Annotated in this window: 16 protein-coding genes; 11 read left to right on the forward strand and 5 right to left on the reverse strand. The window is 66.9% G+C overall.

Annotated elements, in window-relative coordinates; translation table 11 throughout:
- The first annotated feature begins 64 nt into the window (after positions 1-64).
- Positions 65-1,114 carry an AI-2E family transporter gene (locus tag SD196_RS10075; protein ID WP_275607818.1) on the forward strand — a complete coding sequence of 350 codons (1,050 nt, stop codon included), beginning with the start codon at positions 65-67 and terminating at the stop codon, positions 1,112-1,114.
- Positions 1,115-1,755: 641 nt separating this feature from the next.
- Here the strand turns inward: SD196_RS10075 and SD196_RS10080 are convergent.
- Both SD196_RS10080 and SD196_RS10085 read right to left on the reverse strand, forming a co-directional pair.
- A complete protein-coding gene (locus SD196_RS10080) occupies positions 1,756-3,036 on the reverse strand; it encodes a CynX/NimT family MFS transporter (RefSeq protein ID WP_416311378.1) in 1,281 nt (426 codons plus the stop codon).
- Positions 3,037-3,064: 28 nt separating this feature from the next.
- Positions 3,065-3,712 (reverse strand): FadR/GntR family transcriptional regulator, encoded by a 648-nt coding sequence (locus SD196_RS10085; RefSeq protein ID WP_331313904.1) that lies wholly within the window; start codon positions 3,710-3,712, stop codon positions 3,065-3,067.
- Between the two features lie 290 nt (positions 3,713-4,002).
- Here SD196_RS10085 and kdpF point away from each other — a divergent pair, with 290 nt between their 5' ends.
- From kdpF to SD196_RS10115, 6 genes are all read left to right on the forward strand, one after another.
- On the forward strand, positions 4,003-4,092 hold the full coding sequence (gene kdpF / locus SD196_RS10090) for a K(+)-transporting ATPase subunit F (protein WP_090262021.1): 90 nt from the start codon (positions 4,003-4,005) through the stop codon (positions 4,090-4,092).
- A gap of 8 nt (positions 4,093-4,100) precedes the next feature.
- Positions 4,101-5,795, forward strand: a complete 1,695-nt coding sequence (gene kdpA / locus SD196_RS10095) for a potassium-transporting ATPase subunit KdpA (RefSeq protein WP_370601243.1) — start codon at positions 4,101-4,103, stop codon at positions 5,793-5,795.
- A 12-nt stretch (positions 5,796-5,807) separates the two neighbouring features.
- Positions 5,808-7,877: a potassium-transporting ATPase subunit KdpB gene (gene kdpB / locus SD196_RS10100; RefSeq protein WP_416311379.1), complete on the forward strand. Its 2,070-nt coding sequence runs from the start codon at positions 5,808-5,810 to the stop codon at positions 7,875-7,877.
- Between the two features lie 203 nt (positions 7,878-8,080).
- A complete protein-coding gene (kdpC, locus tag SD196_RS10105; protein WP_275607813.1) occupies positions 8,081-8,629 on the forward strand; it encodes a potassium-transporting ATPase subunit KdpC in 549 nt (182 codons plus the stop codon).
- Positions 8,630-8,795: 166 nt separating this feature from the next.
- The gene (locus SD196_RS10110; RefSeq protein WP_416311380.1) at positions 8,796-11,453 is read left to right on the forward strand and encodes an ATP-binding protein; all 2,658 of its coding nucleotides are present in this window, start codon (positions 8,796-8,798) and stop codon (positions 11,451-11,453) included.
- Positions 11,454-11,496: 43 nt separating this feature from the next.
- Complete coding sequence (locus SD196_RS10115) at positions 11,497-12,189, forward strand: response regulator (RefSeq protein WP_416311731.1); 693 nt, start codon at positions 11,497-11,499, stop codon at positions 12,187-12,189.
- Between the two features lie 504 nt (positions 12,190-12,693).
- Here SD196_RS10115 and SD196_RS10120 read toward each other — a convergent pair.
- A complete protein-coding gene (locus tag SD196_RS10120) occupies positions 12,694-13,731 on the reverse strand; it encodes a patatin-like phospholipase family protein (protein ID WP_275607811.1) in 1,038 nt (345 codons plus the stop codon).
- Between the two features lie 107 nt (positions 13,732-13,838).
- Here SD196_RS10120 and selD point away from each other — a divergent pair, with 107 nt between their 5' ends.
- Both selD and mnmH read left to right on the forward strand, forming a co-directional pair.
- On the forward strand, positions 13,839-14,873 hold the full coding sequence (selD, locus tag SD196_RS10125) for a selenide, water dikinase SelD (protein WP_275607810.1): 1,035 nt from the start codon (positions 13,839-13,841) through the stop codon (positions 14,871-14,873).
- Positions 14,873-15,973, forward strand: coding sequence for a tRNA 2-selenouridine(34) synthase MnmH (gene mnmH, locus SD196_RS10130; RefSeq protein ID WP_275607809.1), 1,101 nt, complete (start codon positions 14,873-14,875; stop codon positions 15,971-15,973). Before selD ends, mnmH begins: the two co-directional genes overlap by 1 nt.
- 56 nt (positions 15,974-16,029) lie before the next feature.
- Here the strand turns inward: mnmH and SD196_RS10135 are convergent, their stop codons facing one another.
- On the reverse strand, positions 16,030-16,491 hold the full coding sequence (locus SD196_RS10135) for a thermonuclease family protein (RefSeq protein WP_416311381.1): 462 nt from the start codon (positions 16,489-16,491) through the stop codon (positions 16,030-16,032).
- A 59-nt stretch (positions 16,492-16,550) separates the two neighbouring features.
- Positions 16,551-17,543 (reverse strand): aldo/keto reductase, encoded by a 993-nt coding sequence (locus SD196_RS10140; protein ID WP_416311382.1) that lies wholly within the window; start codon positions 17,541-17,543, stop codon positions 16,551-16,553.
- 115 nt (positions 17,544-17,658) lie between these two features.
- Between SD196_RS10140 and SD196_RS10145 the strand changes: the two genes are divergently transcribed.
- Both SD196_RS10145 and tpx read left to right on the forward strand, forming a co-directional pair.
- A complete protein-coding gene (locus SD196_RS10145) occupies positions 17,659-18,558 on the forward strand; it encodes a LysR substrate-binding domain-containing protein (protein WP_416311383.1) in 900 nt (299 codons plus the stop codon).
- Positions 18,559-19,432: 874 nt separating this feature from the next.
- Positions 19,433-19,933 carry a thiol peroxidase gene (gene tpx / locus SD196_RS10150; protein WP_275607805.1) on the forward strand — a complete coding sequence of 167 codons (501 nt, stop codon included), beginning with the start codon at positions 19,433-19,435 and terminating at the stop codon, positions 19,931-19,933.
- Positions 19,934-20,087 lie beyond the last annotated feature (154 nt).

The raw sequence follows: 20,087 nt of genomic DNA on the forward strand, positions 1-20,087 counted from the left end.
GCCTACGCTGAATTCTGGCGCTCTGGAAAGGGCGTCTCACCGTTCCCGATATCCCGGAGTCTCGATGTTCGACAATGATCGCCTGCTGCTGCGCCTGCTGCTCCTGGTCCTGCTCGCCGCCAGCGTCTGGGTGCTGCTGCCGTTCTGGTCGGCGCTGGTCTGGGCGGCCGTGCTGGCCTTCGCCAGTTGGCCGCTGATGCGTCTGCTCACCCAGTTGCTGCGCGGCCGGGAAGCCGCCGCCGCCGGCCTGCTCACCTTCTGCTGGATCGTGCTGGTGGCGCTGCCGCTGGTGTGGCTGGGCTTCGGCCTGGTGGACCGGGTGCGCGAGGGCGTCGAACTGGTGAAGAACCTACAGGTTTCCGGCCTGCCGCCGCCGCCGGCCTGGATGGCGCGCGTTCCCCTGGTCGGCGATCGTCTGATCGGCTGGTGGTACCAGGCCGACCAGCAGGGCGTGGCGATGTTCTCCGCGCTCAAGCCGTACATGGGCGAGGTGGGCAACTGGGTGCTGGCGCGCAGCGCCAAGCTCGGCACGGGGATCTTCGAGCTGGTGCTGAGCCTGGTGCTGATCTTCTTCTTCTACCGCGACGGCCTGCGCCTGCAAGCCTTTGCCCACGCCATGCTGCAACGCCTGATCGGCAATACGGCTTCGCAGTACATGGAGATCATCGCCGGCACAGTGCAGCGCGTGGTCAACGGCGTCATCGGTACCGCCGCCGCGCAGGCGGTGCTGGCTACCATCGGCTTCCTTATCGCCGGCGTGCCGGGGGCCTTCGTACTGGGGCTGTTGACCTTCGTCTGCAGCCTGCTGATGGTCCCGCCGCTGATCTGGGGGCCGGCGACGATCTGGCTGTTCTACCAGGAGAGCTACGGCTACGCCCTGTTCATGGCGATCTGGGGGTTCTTCGTGATCAGCGGGGTGGACAACATTCTCAAGCCGTACCTCATCAGCCGTGGCGGCAACCTGCCGCTGGTGGTGGTGCTGCTGGGGGTGCTGGGTGGGTTGCTCAGCTTCGGCTTCATCGGACTGTTCCTCGGGCCGGTGCTGTTGGCGGTGATGTACAACCTGATCAGTGCCTGGATCGACAGTTCGAGTCGGTTGCCGCCGGCGGCTTGAGGGGCGGTGCGGCGCCCTGTGCGGGGCGCTGTCTTGCAGTGCTACCTCGTAGGAGCGGACTTTGTCCGCGATGCCTTTCGTTCGGGTGTTCAGCGTCGCTTCAGTGCGCTCGGATGTTTCTTGTTTCGCCCCCTCGGGCGAGTCACTTCTTCCAAACGCCGAAGAAGTAACCAAGAAGGCTTGCCCCTGCATCCGGTTTTTCGCTTAGGCGAAAAATTCCCTCGTTCCATCGAAGTTTCAGGGGCCCGCGTCGACGGGCCATCCATGGCCCGACGACGCTCTCGCGGCATCCATGCCGCTCAACCCCTGAAACTCCGATTCCACTCGGCCTCCTGAAGGGGCGCTCCGGAGTGTGCGGATATTTCTCTGGAAGCCTTTGAGGGCCAAAGCCAAAGCCAAAGCAGAAGCTGCGCTCCCGTAGGAGCGGACCTTGTCCGCGAAATCCATCGCGGCGGAATGCGTTCCTGCCGGAAAAACACCTTGGCATGACGCTAGAACCCGCAGGACCGAGGGGGACGCCCAGTCCTTGCTCGCGAACCAAGGCTGATCGCGGACGGAGTCCGCCCCTACAGGGAAACTCCATGCGCAGGAGCAGACTCCGGCGCGATCAGCCAAGGTTCACGAGCGAAGCGCCAGCCACCTCAGACATGCTCGCTCTTCACCCGCACCAACCGGTCACGCCCGGCCCCCAGGCCGAAGCCGATGGCCGCGATCGAGACCACCACGAAGATAACCCCGGACGCACTCCAGCCGCCGGTGACGTCATGCACCACGCCAACCAGGAAGGGCCCGCAGGCCGCCAGGGTGTAGCCCACGCCCTGGGCCATGCCGGAGAGGCTGGAGGCGACGTGGGAGTCCGGCGAGCGCAGTACGATCAGCGCCAGGGCGATGGCGAAGGTGGCGCCCTGGCCGAGGCCGAGCACCACCGCACAGCCCCAGATGCCCGACAGCGGCGCGTAGAGCAGGCCGAGCAGGCCCGCCAGGGTCAGGCTCATGACGATCACCACCGCCAGGCGCTGGTCCTTGCCACGGGTGGCAAGCCAGGGGCCGGCCAGGGCGCTGAACAGTTGCACCATCACCGAGCCGGACAGCACCAGACCGGCTTCCGTGGGGCTCAGGCCGCGGTCGATGAGGATCGACGGCACCCAGCCGAAGACGATGTAGGCCAGGGACGACTGCAGCCCCATGTACAGGGTGACTTGCCAGGCCAGCGGATCGCGCCACAGGCCTTTCACCTTGTACACCGCACGGTGGGCGTGGTGGTTCTGCCGGGTCTGCGGCAGCCACACCAGCGCGGCAAGGATCGCCGGCAGCGCCCAGAAGGCCAGCGCCAGTTGCCAGCTGTCGCCCATCAGTCCGGCCAGCGGAACGGTGGCGCCGGCGGCGGTGGCGGCGCCCAGGCACAGCGCCATGGTGTAGACGCCGGTCATGGTCCCGGCGATGTGTGGGAAGTCGCGTTTGACGATGCCCGGCAACAGCACGCCGATGATGCCGATGCTGGCGCCGGCCACCAGACTGCCGAGGAACAGCCCGGCCACCGGGAACAGGCTGCGCAGCACGATGCCGGCGGCCAGGCTGAGCAGGATCAGCAGCACCGTGCGCTCGGCGCCGAGGCGGCGGGCGAGCATTGGCGCCAGCGGCGCGAACAGGCCCAGGCAGAGCACCGGCAGGGTGGTCAGCAGGCCGGCGGAGGCCGCCGACAGGCCGGTGCCGTCGCGTACGGTGTTGAGCAGCGGGGCGAGGCTGGACAGCGCCGGACGCAGGTTCAGCGCCACCAGCACCAGGCCCAGGAGCAGCAGCCAGGGGCGCGCTGGGTGTGCCGGGGGCGTCGGTTCGTCATTGGCTTCGGCGTCGACCAGCAATTCCTCCGGGGGGCAGGAGCGCTTGTGTTCGGCGTCGCGTGGATCGTGGGGCAGGGACATGGTGGGCATTCCGGCAAAAGACAAAAAGTCAGATCAGCAGGGCGCGATTGGCGCGGGCGGCGGCCTCGGCATCGCCGCGCTCGATGGCGTCGAGCAGCTCGCGGTGTAGTTCGAAGCTCGGCTGCGGTCGGCTGGGGTCGCTGATGGTGCGTTCCAGGCCGGCGCGGATCACCTGTGAGAAGTAGCGGTACAGCTCGCTGAGCACCGGGTTGTGGGCGCTGTCCACCACGCGCTGGTGGAAGATCAGGTCATGGGCGATGTAGTCGTCCAGGGCGCCGCCATGGCGAATGGCGGAGGCCTCCAGGGCCTCGCGCAGGGCCAGGATGTCCGTCTCGGTGCGGCGCTCGGCGGCCAGCCGGCTGGCTTCCACCTCGATGATGCCGCGCGCTTCCAGGGCCTGCTCCACCGAGCTGCGTGCCAGCACCAGCATGGTGTCCAGCGGATTGGCGCAGGCGCGCACGTAGGTGCCGTCGCCCTGGCGCACTTCCAGCACGCCGGAGAAGGTCAGCACCCGCACCGCTTCGCGCACGGTGTTGCGGCTGATGCCGAGGGATTCGGCCAGTTCGGGTTCCGGCGGCAGGCGCTGGCCCAGGGGCCAGGTGCCGTCATCGATACGCAGGCGGATCTGCTCGAGGGCGATATCCACCAGCGAGCGCTTCTGAATGGGGCTGGGCACGGAAACATCCAATCATCGGATGAATTTACAAGTGCCAAGCCTAGGGCATGAGCGGGGCGGCTTGCAAACCTGGGGAGACCGCTGGGATGTGTGCCCCGGCGGCCGGTTTCGCCGCGCGGATCAGGCGGCGATGTTCACCACAAAGGGCCTCTCCAGCAGTTTTTACGGTTTCTTTATGCCCTGCCGGCACCTCGGGAATCGCTCCTTTACGCCTTCCATGCGGAAAATTTCCGTCAAGCGGCAAAAGCCGCGCAAAGCGATGGAGTCGCCCGCGTGAGGAGAGAGAAATCATGAGCGTGCTCGACGGTGTGTCCCTGGTCCTGGCCACGGCACTGTTCATTTATCTGCTGGTGGCGCTGTTGCGCGCCGACCGTTCCTAGGAGACGTCATGAACAGTCATGACATTCTGCTGATTGTCGCCTTCCTGGCGCTGGTGCTGGTGCCGGCACCCTTCCTCGGGCGTTTCTACTACAAGGTGATGGAAGGGCAGCGTACCTTCCTGAGCCCCGTCTTCCTGCCGGTGGAGCGGGCTATTTATCGCGCTTGCGGCATCCATCCCGAGGACGAGCAGGACTGGAAGAGCTACACCGTCGCGCTGCTGGCGTTCAACCTGGCCGGGCTGGCGCTGCTATTCGCCATCCTCATGCTGCAGGGCACGCTGCCGCTCAATCCGCAGCACCTGCCGGGCCTGGAGTGGACCCTGGCGTTCAACACCGCCGTGAGCTTCGTTACCAACACCAACTGGCAGGCCTACAGCGGCGAAGCGTCGCTCAGCTACCTGAGCCAGATGCTCGGCCTGACCGTGCAGAACTTCGTCAGCGCCGCCGTCGGTCTGGCCGTGCTGGTGGCGTTGGCCCGTGGCATCTCGCGCAAGTCGACGAACAACCTGGGCAACTTCTGGGTCGATCTGACCCGCGCCACCCTCTACGGGCTGATCCCACTGTGCCTGCTGCTGGCGCTGCTGCTGGTCTGGCAGGGCGTGCCGCAGACCTTCCTCGACTATGCCCACGCGCTGACACTGCAGGGCGCCGACCAGTCGATCCCGCTGGGACCTGCGGCCAGCCAGATCGCCATCAAGCAGCTGGGCACCAACGGCGGCGGTTTCTTCGGCGTGAACTCGGCGCACCCGTTCGAGAACCCGACCATCTGGAGCAACCTGTTCGAGGTCGCCTCGATCATCCTGATCCCCGCCGCGCTGGTGTTCACCTTCGGCCACTACGTGAAGGACCTGCGTCAGAGCCGCGCCATCCTCGCCTGCATGCTGGTGCTGTTCACCCTGGGCCTGGGGGTGTCGCTGTGGGCCGAGTACCAGCCCAACCCGGCGCTCAGCGCGCTGCCGGTGGAGCAGGTTGCTCCGCTGGAGGGCAAGGAAAGCCGCTTCGGCACCACCGCCAGCGTGCTCTGGGCGGTCACCACCACCTCGGCCTCCAACGGCTCGGTGAACGCCATGCATGACAGCCTCAACCCGCTGTCGGGCATGATGGCGATGATCAACATGATGCTTGGCGAAGTGATCTTCGGCGGTGTCGGCGCGGGCCTCTACGGCATGCTGCTGTTCGTCCTGATCGCGGTGTTCCTTGCCGGGCTGATGGTCGGCCGCACGCCGGAATACCTGGGCAAGAAGCTCGAAGCCCGCGAAGTCCGCCTGCTGGTGGCAACTCTGCTGGTGATGCCGGTGGGCGTGCTGGTGCTCGGCGCCATCGCTGCCAGCCTGCCGGGGCCGGCTGCCGCGGTGACCAACCCGGGGCCGCACGGCTTCAGCCAGCTGCTCTACGCCTATACCTCGGGCACCGCGAACAACGGCTCGGCCTTCGCCGGCTTTGGCGCCAACACGCCGTTCCACAACCTGATGATTGCCCTGGCCATGCTGATCGGCCGCTTCGGCTACATCCTGCCGGTGCTGGCGATCGCCGGCAGCCTGGCGGCGAAGAAGGCCACCCCGGTCGGCCCCAACAGCTTCCCGACCCACGGCCTGCTGTTCGTCAGCCTGCTGACCGCGACCATCCTGCTGGTCGGCGGCCTGAACTTCCTGCCGACCCTGGTGCTTGGCCCGGTGGCCGATCACCTGACGCTCGGTTTCTGAGGAGCTTTCGCAATGAATGCGCAAACCCAGGATCTCGCCCTGAAGAACTCGTCGAGAGCCGCTGACAAACGCCCGACCACCACCTTCGCCGCGCTGTGGAAGCCGGCCCTGGTGCAGTCCTTCTTCAAGCTCGACCCGCGCCAGCTGCAACGCTCGCCGGTGATGCTGGTGGTGGCCCTGACGGCCGTGCTGACCACCGTGCTCTGCGTGGTCGGCGGCGAGGCGGTGCCGACCTTCGTGGCCGTGCAGATTGCCGTATGGCTGTGGTTCACCGTGCTCTTCGCCAACTTCGCCGAAGCCCTCGCCGAGGGCCGCGGCAAGGCCCGCGCCGACAGCCTCAAGGCCGGCACCCAGGGCCTGCAGGCGATGCGTCGCAGCGCCAGCGGCAACTTCGAGAAAGTGGCTGCCAGCACCCTGCGTAAAGGTGACGTGGTACGCGTCGAAGCCGGCGAGCTGATCCCCGGCGATGGCGAGGTGATCGAAGGCGTGGCGGCGGTCAACGAGGCCGCCATCACCGGCGAATCCGCGCCGGTGATCCGCGAATCCGGCGGTGATCGCTCGGCGGTGACCGGCAACACCCGGCTGGTGTCCGACTGGCTGCTGGTGAAGATCACCGCCAACCCCGGCGAATCCACCCTTGACCGCATGATCGCCCTGGTGGAAGGCGCCAAGCGCCAGAAGACCCCCAACGAAGTGGCGCTGGACATCCTGCTGATCGGCCTGACCCTGATCTTCCTGCTGGTGGTCGTGACCCTGAAACCCTTCGCCCTGTTCGCCGGCGGCAACCTGCCGCTGGTGTTCCTGGTGGCGCTGCTGGTGACCCTGATCCCCACCACCATCGGCGGCCTGCTCTCGGCCATCGGCATCGCCGGCATGGATCGCCTGGTGCGCCTGAACGTCATCGCCAAGTCCGGCCGCGCCGTGGAAGCCGCCGGTGACGTGCATGTGCTGATGCTCGACAAGACCGGCACCATCACCTTCGGCAACCGTCGCTGCAGCGCCCTGCATGCCGCGCCTGGCGTACAGCAGCTGGAGCTGGCCGAGGGCGCGTTCCTCGCCTCGCTGGCGGATGACACGCCCGAGGGCAAGTCCATCATCGAGTTCCTCCGCGCGCAGGTCATCCTGCCGGAGCCCGAGCGCAGCCGCGTGACGCCGATTGCTTTTAGCGCCGAGACGCGCCTGTCGGGCATCGACTTCGACGGCCACGTGTACCGCAAGGGCGCGGTGGACGCCGCGCTGGCCTTCATCGGCCTGGACCGTGCGCAGATGCCGGAAAGCCTGGCCAAGGAAATCGAGCGCATTGCCCAGAGCGGCGGCACGCCCCTGCTGGTGGTGGCCGACGGCAAGCTGCTGGGGGCGATCCACCTGAAGGACGTGGTCAAGCCGGGCATCCGCGAGCGCTTCGCCGAGCTGCGTCGCATGGGCATCCGCACCGTGATGGTAACCGGCGACAACCCGCTGACCGCCGCCGCCATCGCCGCCGAGGCGGGCGTGGACGACGTGATCGCCGAAGCCACGCCGGAGAAGAAGCTGGCGCGCATCCGCCAGGAGCAGGGCGAGGGCCGCATGGTCGCCATGTGCGGCGACGGCGCCAACGACGCCCCCGCGCTGGCCCAGGCGGACGTCGGCATGGCCATGAACGACGGCACCCAGGCCGCTCGCGAAGCCGCCAACCTGGTGGACCTGGACAGCGACCCGACCAAGCTGCTGGATGTGGTGCAGGTGGGCAAGGAACTGCTGGTGACCCGCGGCGCGCTGACCACCTTCTCGGTGGCCAACGACGTGGCCAAGTACTTCGCCATCCTCCCAGCGCTGTTCGCCGGCATCTACCCGCAACTGGGCGTACTTAATGTGATGAAGCTGGCCAGCCCGCAAAGCGCCATCCTCTCGGCCATCGTGTTCAACGCGCTGATCATCGTCGCGCTGATTCCCCTGGCCCTGCGCGGCGTGCGCGTACAGGCCAGCGACGCCTCGCACCTGCTGCGGCGCAACCTGCTGATCTACGGCGTGGGCGGGCTGGTCGCGCCGTTCGTGGGAATCAAGGTGATCGATATGGTTTTGGTCGCCGTGGGCCTGGCTTGACGGGCTTCTTTGATCGACTGACGGGAGGCGTTGGTGCCGTGCGCCCTCTCCCTAACCCTCTCCCTGAAGGGAGAGGGGACCGTCCGGTGGTATCGGGAAATGTGGAGCTCGCCGGATGCTCCGAACAACTCCCTCTCCCTTCAGGGAGAGGGCGGGGGAGAGGGTAGACAGCCCCGCTCCTAACCCAACAGAGGAACACGAACATGCTCAACCAACTCCGCCCCGCCATCGCCTCGCTGGCCCTGCTCAGCGTCGTCACCGGCGTTGCCTACCCGCTGGCCGTCACCGCCGTCGCCCAGGTGGCTTTCCACGACCAGGCCAACGGCAGCCTGGTGCGTGACGACCAGGGCAATGTGCGCGGCTCTGCCCTGATCGCGCAGAAGTTCGACGGCGCCCAGTGGTTCCAGTCGCGCCCTTCGGCCGGTGACTTCGCTACCGTCTCCAGCAGCGCCAGCAACCTCGCGCCCGGCAACCCGGCGTTGGCCGAACGCATCGCCAAGGACGCTGCCGCCCAGCAGGTTGGCGGCCAGCCGGTGCCGCTGGCGCTGGTCACCACCTCCGGCAGCGGCCTCGACCCGCAACTGCCGCCGGCCGCCGCGCTATACCAGGTGCCGCGCATCGCTCTGGAACGCGGTGTGCCGACGGCCAGCCTGGAACGACTGGTGGAGGCCAACACCGAGCGCCCGCTGATCGGCCCCGCGGTGGTCAACGTACTGGCGCTGAACATGGCCCTGGCCAGTCTGCCTCGTTAGACTCCAGCGCCAGTACCGGGGTCTGCCACGGTATGAGGAAAAGATGCCGTGTCGTCCATTGGCAGAGGACGGCTCCCTCTCCCTTCAGGGAGAGGGCTGGGGAGAGGGGCCTTTGGCCTCGCTCTCGTGTTGAAACGAGCGCCGCGAGCGCTCCGAGGATAACGCCATGACCGACTCCAACCGCGCCGACGCCCTGCTTGCCGAATTGCCACGCATGGGCCGTGGCCGCCTGAAGGTCTTCCTCGGTGCCGCGCCGGGGGTCGGCAAGACCTACGCCATGCTGCTGGCCGCGCAGAGCCAGCTGCGTCAGGGCGTGAACCTGCGCGTGGGCATCGTCGAGACTCACGGCCGCGCCGAAACCGAAGCGCTGCTCGCGGGCCTGCCGCAGCAGGCACTCAAGCGCACCGAATACCGTGGCATCAAGCTGGTGGAAATGGATCTCGACGGCCTGCTGGCCGATCCGCCGCAGCTCGCCCTGGTGGATGAACTGGCCCACAGCAACGCCCCCGGCAGCCGCCACGCCAAGCGCTGGCAGGACATCGAGGAGCTGCTGTCGGCCGGCATCGACGTCTACACCACGGTCAACGTGCAGCACCTGGAAAGCCTCAATGACCAGGTGCGCGACATCACCGGCGTGCAGGTGCGCGAAACCGTGCCCGACTGGGTGCTGCAGGAAGCCTATGAACTGCTGCTGGTGGACCTGCCGCCGCGCGAACTGCTGGAGCGCCTGCGCGAAGGCAAGGTCTACGTGCCCGAGCAGGCGCGGGCCGCCATCGACGCCTTCTTCAGCCAGACCAACCTGACCGCCTTGCGCGAGCTGGCCATGCAGACGGCAGCGGCGCGGGTCGACGCCGACCTGGCCCATCGCTACCGGCAGCAGGGCAGCGAAGCGCCGGCGTTGCGCGGGCGCCTGCTGGTCGGGGTGGACGGCGAGCGGAACGCTGAACGCCTGGTGCGCCACGCCAGCCGCGTGGCCGAGCGGCGTCATCTGCCCTGGAGCCTGGTGCATGTCGATACGGCGGAGCCGCGCAGTGAAGAGTCGCGCATGCAACTGCAGAGTGCCCAGCAACTGGCCGAGCGCCTGGGCGGCGACGTGGTCGAGCTGCGCGGCGGTGAAGTGGCGATGACCCTGATCGAGCACGCCAAGGAGCGCCGCGCCAGCCTCGTGCTGGTGGGCCGCTCGCGGCAGCGCTGGTATCGCCGGCTGTTCGGCGGCGGCCTGGCGGCGCGCCTGCTGCGCCTGGGCGACGGGCTGGAGATCAGCGTACTCGACAGCGAGGCTGACCTGGCGCCGCCGAAGGGGCGTCCGCAAAGCCCCTGGCCGTGGGGCGACTACCTGCTGTCGGCAGTCGCGGCGGCAGTGGCCAGCGCTGTGGCCTGGGGGGTCGCCAGCGTGCTGGAGCTGCCCAACATCTCCCTGGTGTTCCTCGCCGCCGTATTGCTGGTCGCGGTGCGCAGCAGCCTGGGGCCGGCGCTGGCCTGCGCGGTGCTGTCGTTCCTGGCCTACGACTTCCTGTTCATTCCGCCGCATTTCTCCTTCGCCATCCAGCGCGAAGAGGACGTGCTGACCCTGCTGTTCTTCCTGCTCATGGCCGGCCTCACCGGTAACCTCGCCGCGCGCCAGCGCCGGCAATTGCAGGCCCTGAGCGACACCCAGGAGGAAACCAGCCAGATGCTCGACCTGTCGCGCAAGCTCACCGCCGCCACCGACCGCCAGGCGGTGATGGCCGCCGCCGCGCAGCAGCTGGGCGGCTGGGAGGGGCTGGATATCTGCCTGCTCGGCCAACGGAACCGCGAGTGGAAGGTCGAAGGCGGCCTGAACCGTCCCTTCGACGATCAGGAGCGCGCCGCCGCCGATTGGGCCTGGCAACACGACCAGCCCGCCGGCCTGGGCACCGGCACCTTGCCGGGGGGGGGCTGGTGGTGGTGGCCGCTGTCCGGCGAGGACGGCCCGCTGGCGCTGCTGGGCGTCAGCCCGCGCGATGGCCAGCCGTTGCCGGGTTCGCGCCGCCGCCTGCTCGCCGCCCTCGGCCAGCCGCTGGGCCAGGCGCTGGCCCGCGCGCGTCTGGCCGAAGACCTGGAAGCCGCGCGCCTGCACGGCGAAACCGAACAGCTGCGCAGTGCGCTGCTGGCCTCGGTCAGCCACGATTTGCGCACGCCGCTGACCTCCATGCGCGGCGCCATCGACAGCCTGCTGGCCCTCGGCGATGCGATTCCACCCGACGACCGTCGCGAACTGCTGGAAAGTACCCGCGACGAGGCCGAGCGCCTGGACCGCTACATCCAGAACCTGCTGGACATGACCCGTCTGGGTCACGGCGGCCTGAAGCTGTCGCGCGACTGGGTCTCGCCTGGCGACATCGTCGGCAGCGCGCTCAACCGCCTGCGTGCGGTGGTCGCCCCGTATCGTGTGGAAACCCGCGTGCCGCCCGAGTTGCCGCTGCTTTACGTGCACGCCGCGCTGATCGAGCAGGCGCTGGTCAACGTGCTGGAGAACGCCGCGCGCTTCTCGCCGCCGCAAGGCCGCCTGCGCGTGGCGGTGGAGCAGGGTGAAGAGGAGCTGCGCTTCCTGGTCAGCGACGAAGGGCCGGGCATTCCGCAAGCCGAGCGGGAGAAGATTTTCGACATGTTCTACACCGCCGCTCGTGGCGATCGCGGAGGGCAGGGTACCGGGCTGGGTCTGGCGATCTGCCAGGGCATGGTCGGCGCCCATGGCGGACGGATCACCGTCGAGGACGGCATCGATGGGCGCGGCACGACCCTGGTATTGCACCTGCCGTTGCAGCAGCAGCCGGACATGGAGCAGCTTGATGCCGCTGTCTGAAAGGCTCAAGCTGGACGGCCCCGCCAGCCAACCCAGTTCCCCGATGAACGCCAGCGCCGCCACCATCCTGGTCGTCGACGACGAACCGCAGATCCGCAAGTTCCTCCGCATCAGCCTCAGCGCTGGTGGCTACAAGGTGCTGGAGGCCGGTACCGGCGAGGAAGGCCTGGCCCAGGCCGCGCTGGGCCGCCCGGACCTGGTGGTGCTCGATCTCGGCCTGCCGGACAAGGACGGCCAGGACGTGCTGCGGGAACTGCGCGAGTGGTCGCAGGTGCCGGTGCTGGTGCTGTCGGTGCGCGCCAGCGAGAGCGAGAAGGTGCTGGCGCTGGACGGCGGCGCCAACGACTACGTGACCAAGCCCTTCGGCATCCAGGAGTTCCTCGCCCGCATCCGTGTGCTGCTGCGTCAGGGCGCTGGCGGCGAGACGCAGGAAGCGGTGGTCGCGGTGGGGCCGCTGAGTGTGGATTTCTCCTACCGCCGGGTGCTGCTGGACGGCGCCGAAGTCTCGCTGACCCGCAAGGAATATGCGGTGCTCTCGACCCTGGCGCGGCACCTTGGGCGGGTGGTGACCCAGCAGCAGTTGCTCAAGGATATCTGGGGGCCGACGCATACCGAGGACACCCACTACCTGCGTGTCGTCGTAGGCCACCTGAGGCAGAAGCTCGCGGACGATCCGACCAGTCCGCGATTCATCGTCACCGAGGCGGGGGTCGGCTATCGCTTGCGCGAAGCCTGACCACCTGGCGGGCACTTGTAGGAGCGGACTCTGTCCGCGATGCTTTTTGTTCTGGGTGTTCTGCGCCGCTTCGGCGTACGCGCGAACTTCTCGTTTCGCCCCCTCGGGCGACCTACTTTGGCAAACGACCCAAAGTAGGCAAAGGTCTTGCCCCAGGCATCCGGTTTTTCGCTTGGGGCGAAAAATTCCCTCGTCGAATCGAAGTTTCAGGGGCCCGCCGCGAAGGGCCATCCTTGGCCCATCGCGGCTCTCGCGACATCCATGTTGCTCAACCCCTGAAACTCCGCTTCAACGAGGCCTCCTGAACGGGGCGGTTCGGAGTGTGCCGATATTTCTCTGGAAGTCTTTAAGAGCCAGAGCGGAGCACCCTTCCGTAGCGGACCTTGTCCGCGAAATCCATCGCGACGAAATCCGCGCTAACAGGGATACGCCTGGGTATGTCGCCGACCTGTAGGACCGAGGGGGACGCCCAGTCCTTGCTCGCGAACCACACAACACTGGCGGTCAATACCGATTCTCTTCCTCATACCGATCCAGCGTATCGCTGGCGATCTGCCGGCCGAGGGCGATGAGTTCCGGGGCCTTGTAGAACTCGAAGAAGCGGCACACGCGCTTGGGTACGTTGATCAGGATGTCCGGCGGGTAGCCGGCGATCTTGTACTGCGCCAGCGACGTCTGCATCACTTCGAAGCTCTGGTTCACCAGTTCCAGCAGGGACGCCGGGCTGCTGCTCTCGATCACCCGGCTGCCGGTGGCCGAGCGCGGCGAGCCCTTGCCCCGTGGGGCGGCGGCGGGCTGCTGCATCTCCGGTTCGGCGGGTTCCTCGGCGGTGGCCGGTATCGGGTTGAGCAGGGCGTCGGGCAGCAGTTCCGGCGGTGCCTCGCTGTCGCCGCGGCGGAAGAAGCTCAGCTTGTTGGACAGGCCGGAAATCACCGCGTCGAAACGGCCCATGATGGCGGCCGGCCGCTCGATCACCGGCAGCGAATACTGGCGCTGGTTGGTGGCGTTGAGGTTGACCGCGACGATCAGGTCGGCGTGGGTCGAGACCACCGGGACGATCGGCAGCGGGTTGAGCAGGCCGCCGTCCACCAGCATGCGGCTGCCCTGCATGACCGGGGTGAACAGACTGGGGATCGCCGCCGAAGCGCGCATGGCCTGGTGCAGGCAACCTTCCTGGAACCAGATTTCCTGCTGGTTGGTGAGGTCGGTGGCCACGGCGGTGTAGGGGATCGGCAGGTCTTCGATGTCGATCTCGCCGAGCATTTCATGGATCTTGCCGAACACCCGTTCGCCACGGATGGCGCCGAGGCGGAAGCTCACGTCGAGCAGGCGCAGCACGTCCAGATAATCCAGGCTTTCCACCCACTCGCGGTACTCTTCCAGCTTGCCGGCGGCGTAGATGCCGCCGATCACCGAGCCCATCGAGCAGCCGGCGATGCAGACGATCTCGTAGCCGCGCCGTTCGATCTCCTCGATCACGCCGATATGCGCGTAGCCGCGCGCGCCACCGGAACCGAGCACCAGCGCAATCTGTTTGGACATCGGGAATTCCCCCTTGCGAAACCTTTCGACGATACGCCCGGGGGCAAGCGCCGCCAAGGTCGGCTTTGCTAGAATCGTCGTCTGTTTTTCTTTCGCCGGAGTCCGCGATGAGCGAACCGATCCGCCTGACCCAGTACAGCCATGGTGCCGGCTGTGGTTGCAAGATTTCTCCCAAGGTCCTGGAGGTCATCCTCGCCGGCAGCGGCGCGCAGAACCTCGACCCGAACCTGTGGGTCGGCAACGCCTCGCGCGATGACGCCGCTGTCTATGCTATCGACGCCGAGCGTGGCGTGGTGTCCACCACCGACTTTTTCATGCCGATCGTCGACGATCCCTTCGACTTCGGTCGCATCGCCGCCACCAACGCCATCAGCGACATCTATGCGATGGGTGGCGACCCGCTGATGGCGATCGCCATCCTCGGCTGGCCGGTGAACGTGCTGGCGCCGGAAATCGCCCGCGAGGTGATCGCCGGCGGTCGCAAGGTCTGCGATGACGCGGGCATCCCGCTGGCCGGCGGCCACTCCATCGATGCGCCCGAGCCGATCTTCGGCCTGGCGGTCACCGGCATGGTCGAGAAGCGCTTCATGAAGCGCAACGACACCGCCACTGAAGGCTGCAAGCTTTACCTGACCAAGCCTCTGGGTATCGGCATCCTCACCACCGCCGAGAAGAAGGCCAAGCTGCGCGCCGAAGACGTCGGCGTCGCCCGCGACTGGATGTGCACCCTGAACAAGCCCGGTTCGCGCTTCGGCAAGCTGGAAGGCGTGAAGGCGATGACTGATGTCACCGGCTTCGGCCTGCTCGGCCACCTGGTGGAAATGGCCGACGGAAGCGGCCTGACCGCGCGCATCCGCTACGACGCCGTGCCGCGCCTTTCCAGTGTCGAGTACTACCTGGAGGCCGGCTGCGTGCCCGGCGGCACCCTGCGCAACTTCGACAGCTACGGCGAGCGCATCGCGCCGCTGCCGGAGTTGCACAAGCTGCTGCTGTGCGACCCGCAGACCAGCGGCGGCCTGCTGGTGGCGGTGGAGCCGGAAGGCGAGGCGCAGTTCCTCGCCACCGCGAAGGAACTCGGCCTCGACCTGGCGCCCATCGGCGAACTGGTTGGCCGACAGCGTCACGCGGTCGAGGTGGCGTGATGCGCGACAACACCCGCCACTACCGCGAGCTGTTCCTCGGTGATGTGAAAATGATGGACGTGCGCGCCCCGGTCGAGTTCGACAAGGGCGCCTTCCCGCACACCGTGAACCTGCCGCTGATGAATGACATCGAGCGGCAGAAGGTCGGCACCTGCTACAAGCAGAACGGCCAGCAGGCGGCCATCGCCCTGGGCCACGAGCTGGTCAACGGCAAGGTCAAGGCCGCGCGCATCGAAGCCTGGGCGGCCTTCGCCAAGGAAAATCCCGAAGGCTACCTGTACTGCTTCCGTGGCGGCCTGCGCTCGCAGATCACCCAGCAGTGGCTCAAGAGCGAGGCTGGTATCGATTACCCCCGCGTGGTCGGGGGGTACAAGGCGATGCGCGCCTTCCTCTTCGATACCACCCAGGCGGCGGCCGAAGAGTGCCAGTTCGTGCTGGTCGGCGGCCTGACCGGTACCGGCAAGACTGAAGTGATTGCCCAGCTGGCCAACAGCCTCGACCTCGAGGGGCACGCCAACCACCGCGGCTCCGCCTTCGGTCGCCGCGCCACGCCGCAGCCGGCGCAGATCGATTTCGAGAACCGCCTGGCCATCGACATCCTGAAGAAGCGCCACGCCGGCATGGAGCAGTTCGTGCTGGAAGACGAAGGGCGCATCGTCGGCAGCTGCTCGGTGCCGCTGGAGCTGTACCAGGGCATGCAGCACTACCCGCTGGTGTGGCTGGACGACAGCTTCGAGCAGCGCGTGGAGCGCATCCTCAAGGACTACGTGATCGACCTGTGCGCCGACCATGTCCAGGTAGTGGGTGAGGAGGGTGGTTTCGACGCCTTCGCGGCCTACCTGCGCAAGAGCCTGTCGGGCATCGTCAAGCGCCTGGGCGGCGAGCGCTACCAGCGCCTGGCCGCGATCATGGACGCGGCGCTGGACGAGCAGAAGCGCAGCGGCGCGGTGGACCTGCACCGGGGCTGGATCGAAGGGCTGCTGAGCGAATACTACGACCCGATGTACGCCTTCCAGCGCGAGAGCAAGGAATCGCGCATCGAGTTTCGCGGCACCCAGGCCGAGGTGGTCGAGTACCTGCGTTTCCGCGCGGAGCGCTGAGCGCTCAGCGTTCGATCAAGGTGCTCGCCGAGTGCAGGCAGACACTGAACAGGCTCTCAAGGGGCGCGCCACAGGCCGATCCGGCGCGCCCGTGCTTCCTGTTCTTCGAATTCGTACTGGCCTTTCTCTTCGGCCGTCTGCTCATCCGTCTGTCGCCAGCGCGCCAGGCCTACGCTCAACAGCGCGCGGCCGGCGTCCAGCGTCTGGCCGCAGCCGGGGCAATCGGCCGGCTCCACCCAGACCGCTGCACGCACTGAACCATCCGTTTCAGGTTGTACTGCGCGCAGGCTGGTGGTCTTGCCCAGCGTGAGTCGTTGCAGGGCTTCCCGAGCGCGCTCGCCGAAGGGTTGATTGGCCGTGGGGGCGTCGATGCCGCGCAGGCGAATGCCCAGGGATTTGCCGTCACGGCTCTGGCAACTGAGCCGGTCGCCGCTGTGAACGGCGGTGACCTGACACTCGTCCTGCGCCACGGAGGTGCAGGCCAGGGTCATCAACAGCAGGGTGGAAATCCGTCGCATGGGGCCTCCGTCAAGCGAACGCCAGCATAACCGCTGGCGTTCGCTCGCGGGGCGCCCATTCACTGGATCAGGCTCATCACCTCTGCGCTGTAGCGACCGCCCGCGGCGGCGCCAACGGGGAAGATGGCGTCGATCTCGGCCAGCTCCGCCGCGCTGAGTTCCAGCGTCACGGCGGCGACGTTCTCTTCCAGGTACTTGCGCTGCTTGGTGCCCGGGATCGGCACCAGGTGCTCGCCCTGCGCCAGCACCCAGGCCAGGGCCAGCTGCGAAGGTTTCACCCCACGGGCGGCGGCCAGTTCGCCGATTTTTTCCACCAGTTGCAGATTCTTCGCGAAGTTTTCCCCGGTGAAGCGCGGGCTGACGCGGCGGTAGTCATCCTCGGCGAAGTCGTCGGGGCTTTGCAGCGCGCCGGTGAGGAAGCCGCGTCCCAGCGGGCTGTAGGGAACGAAGCCGACGCCCAGGCGGCGGCAGGTTTCCAGCACGCCGTTTTCCTCCGGATCGCGGGTCCACAGGGAGTATTCGCTTTGCAGGGCGGTGATCGGGTGGACCTTGTGGGCGCGCTCCAGGGTCTCGGCGGAGGCTTCGCTCAGGCCCAGGTAGCGCACCTTGCCGGCGCGCACCAGCTCGGCCATGGCGCCGACGGTTTCCTCGATGGGCACCGTGGGGTCGACGCGGTGCTGGTAGTAGAGGTCGATATGGTCGGTGCCCAGGCGCTTGAGGCTGCCTTCCACGGCCTGCCGCACATACTCCGGACGCCCATTGGCGCCCCGGCTCGCGGGTTGGTCGGGGTTGCGCACCAGACCGAACTTGGTGGCGAGGAAAATCTGCTCGCGCTTGCCTTTCATCGCACGGCCGAGCAATTCCTCGTTGGTGTGCGGGCCGTAGACGTCGGCGGTGTCGAACAGGCTGACGCCCAGTTCCAGGGCGCGGTGCAGGGTAGCGATGGACTCCTTCTCGTCGATGCCGGTGGTGTAGAAGTCGGACATGCCCATGCAGCCGAGGCCGATGGCGGAAACGCTGGGGCCCTGCGGGCCGAGGCGGCGGGTTTTCATGCTCAGTTCTCCGGGAGGTGGGGAAGTGGATTCATTCTTGTTGTTTGGCTTGCATGGATAAACTGGCTGATTACGGTTTAACTATTTGGCTTGAATGAATAATCGGAGCGTCGCCATGGACCGCTTACAGGCCATGCAGGTCTTCATCCGCATCGTCGAACTCAAGGCCTTTGGCAAGGCGGCGGACAGCCTGCAGCTGCCGCGCGCCAGCGTGACCCAGCTGATCCAGCAACTGGAGTCGCACCTGGGCGTGCAGTTGCTGCGCCGCACCACCCGCCAGGTCAGTGTCACTGCTGACGGCGAGGCCTATTACGAGCGCTGCGTGCGGTTGCTGGAGGATCTGGAGGAGGCGGAAAGCTGTTTCTCTGAGTCGCCGGACAATCCGCGCGGCAAGCTGCGGGTCGACCTGCCCAGTTCGCTGGGGCGGCTGGTGGTGATTCCGGCGCTGCCGGCGTTCTGCCGGCGCTATCCGCAGATCGAACTGGAGCTGAGCCTCAACGACCGCCAGGTGGACCTGGTGCGCGAAGGCGTGGATTGCGTGCTGCGCGCTGGTGATTTGCCCGATTCCAGCCTGGTGGGCCGGCGCATTGCCGAACTGGAGCAGCTCACCTGCGTGAGCCGTTCGTATCTGGAGGAATATGGCCTGCCGGAGCATCCGGAGCGGCTGACCGGGCATCTGGCGGTGAATTATCAGTCGGCTTCCAGCGGACGCATCTTCGACCTGGAGTTTCGTCTCGGGGACCAGTTGCTTACCACCCGGTTGCCGAGCCGGATCACGGTGAACAACGCCGATGCCTATATCGCGGCCTGCCGTGCCGGTTTCGGAATGATCCAGGCGCCGCGTTATCACCTGTGCGACGGGCTGGCCAGCGGCGAGCTGGTGGAAGTGCTGGAGCAATGGCGGCCACCGCCGCTGGCGCTGAGCGTGCTCTATCCGGTGCGGCGGCAGATGTCGCGGAGGTTGCGGGTGTTTTCCGACTGGCTGGCGCAGCTGTTTGCGGAGCGGAGGTGGTGAGGGGGCTTCGGTCCTACAGGCGTTCATCCTGAAGCGTGGGGCAGTGGCAAGATTTCGCGGACAGGGTCCGCTTACAAGATCAAGGGCCCCTCACCCTAACCCCCTCCCGCAAGCGGGAGAGGGGACTGTTCGGTGCAGGATGAAACCGTAGTGTCAGCCGGCACGGACGGCTCCCTCTCCCTGAGGGAGAGGGCTGGGGTGAGGGGGAAGCGCAGGCAGGGATTAACCCGGTAGAAGACAGTTGCTCCTACGAAAGCATTCGCACCGCACAGCTCTGGCTCTTAAGGGTTTCCAGAGAAATATCCGCACGCACCGGAGCGCCCCTTCAGGAGGCCGAGTGGAATCGGAGTTTCAGGGGTTGAGCGGCATGGACGCCGCGAGAGCGTCGTTGGGCCATGGATGGCCCGTCAAGGGGGACGCCTAGTTCGTGCCCCTGAAACTTCGATGGAGCGAGGGAATTTTTCGCCTAAGCGAAAAACCGGATGCAGGGGCAAGGCCTTTTGGTTCCTTTTGGGCCCCAAAAGGGACTCGCCCGAGGGGGCGAAACAAAATCTCTCAGCACACGTCGATGCGGCGCAGTAACTCCGAACAAGACGGCGGATAACGCCTTAGGCGTTATTCGCCCTACGAAGAGCATCGCGGACGGAGTCCGTTCCTACGAAGAGCAAGAACTTCGCGGGCACGGCGGGCTCCTACAGGGGGCCAGGTTTCGCTGTCGATATATCCGAGGAAATCCGCCGCAGGAAGCCGCACCCGGATATCCCGAGCATTCCACTCAGACAAGTCGTGCTAGGATTTGCCCCCCGGCCCCGAATCCTCGGGCGGTGTTGGCATTCCGCCAGCGCTGCCACCCCTCACCAGAAGGACCCAAGCAATGGCTCAAGTCACCCTCAAGGGCAATCCGGTTTCCGTCGATGGCAAGCTGCCGCAGAAAGGCGAACAGGCTCCGGCCCTCAAGCTGGTCGCCGGCGACCTCTCCGACGTCACCCTGGAAACCTACGCCGGCAAGCGCAAGGTGCTGAATATCTTCCCCAGCGTCGACACCCCGACCTGCGCCACCTCCGTGCGCAAGTTCAACGCCGAGGCGAGCAAGCTGGCCAACACCGTGGTGCTGTGCGTTTCCGCCGACCTGCCGTTCGCCCAGGCGCGCTTCTGCGGCGCCGAAGGCCTGGAGAACGTGGTCAACCTGTCCACCCTGCGTGGCCGTGAGTTCCTCGCCAACTACGGCGTGGCCATCTCCAGCGGTCCGCTGGTTGGCCTGGCTGCCCGCGCCGTCGTGGTGCTGGACGAGCAGAACAAGGTGCTGCACAGCGAGCTGGTTGGCGAAATCGCCGACGAGCCGAACTACGCCGCCGCCATCGCCGCCCTGAACTGATACCCCGGCGCCGATGACACAACCGGGCCGACCCCGCAGGGTCGGTCCGGCTGGTCGGAACCCTTCCGGCCGATCCGGGTCGCAACGTCCTGGAAAATTCGTAACCTCCGGTAAATCAAAGGTAAATAGCGGGTAAAGAGACTTTGCCTGCGGC

The sequence above is a fragment of the Pseudomonas macauensis genome (genome assembly GCF_047902425.1).
GTDB lineage: Bacteria > Pseudomonadota > Gammaproteobacteria > Pseudomonadales > Pseudomonadaceae > Pseudomonas.

Excerpts from the sequence above, each read along its gene's own strand:
- SD196_RS10075 (WP_275607818.1), top strand. The coding sequence starts at position 65 with ATGTTCGACAATGATCGCCTGCTGCTGCGCCTGCTGCTCCTGGTCCTG.
- SD196_RS10080 (WP_416311378.1), bottom strand. The coding sequence starts at position 3,036 with ATGTCCCTGCCCCACGATCCACGCGACGCCGAACACAAGCGCTCCTGC.
- kdpF (WP_090262021.1), top strand. The coding sequence starts at position 4,003 with ATGAGCGTGCTCGACGGTGTGTCCCTGGTCCTGGCCACGGCACTGTTC.
- kdpA (WP_370601243.1), top strand. The coding sequence starts at position 4,101 with ATGAACAGTCATGACATTCTGCTGATTGTCGCCTTCCTGGCGCTGGTG.
- kdpB (WP_416311379.1), top strand. The coding sequence starts at position 5,808 with ATGAATGCGCAAACCCAGGATCTCGCCCTGAAGAACTCGTCGAGAGCC.
- kdpC (WP_275607813.1), top strand. The coding sequence starts at position 8,081 with ATGCTCAACCAACTCCGCCCCGCCATCGCCTCGCTGGCCCTGCTCAGC.
- SD196_RS10110 (WP_416311380.1), top strand. The coding sequence starts at position 8,796 with ATGACCGACTCCAACCGCGCCGACGCCCTGCTTGCCGAATTGCCACGC.
- SD196_RS10115 (WP_416311731.1), top strand. The coding sequence starts at position 11,497 with ATGAACGCCAGCGCCGCCACCATCCTGGTCGTCGACGACGAACCGCAG.
- SD196_RS10120 (WP_275607811.1), bottom strand. The coding sequence starts at position 13,731 with ATGTCCAAACAGATTGCGCTGGTGCTCGGTTCCGGTGGCGCGCGCGGC.
- selD (WP_275607810.1), top strand. The coding sequence starts at position 13,839 with ATGAGCGAACCGATCCGCCTGACCCAGTACAGCCATGGTGCCGGCTGT.
- mnmH (WP_275607809.1), top strand. The coding sequence starts at position 14,873 with ATGCGCGACAACACCCGCCACTACCGCGAGCTGTTCCTCGGTGATGTG.
- SD196_RS10135 (WP_416311381.1), bottom strand. The coding sequence starts at position 16,491 with ATGCGACGGATTTCCACCCTGCTGTTGATGACCCTGGCCTGCACCTCC.
- SD196_RS10140 (WP_416311382.1), bottom strand. The coding sequence starts at position 17,543 with ATGAAAACCCGCCGCCTCGGCCCGCAGGGCCCCAGCGTTTCCGCCATC.
- SD196_RS10145 (WP_416311383.1), top strand. The coding sequence starts at position 17,659 with ATGGACCGCTTACAGGCCATGCAGGTCTTCATCCGCATCGTCGAACTC.
- tpx (WP_275607805.1), top strand. The coding sequence starts at position 19,433 with ATGGCTCAAGTCACCCTCAAGGGCAATCCGGTTTCCGTCGATGGCAAG.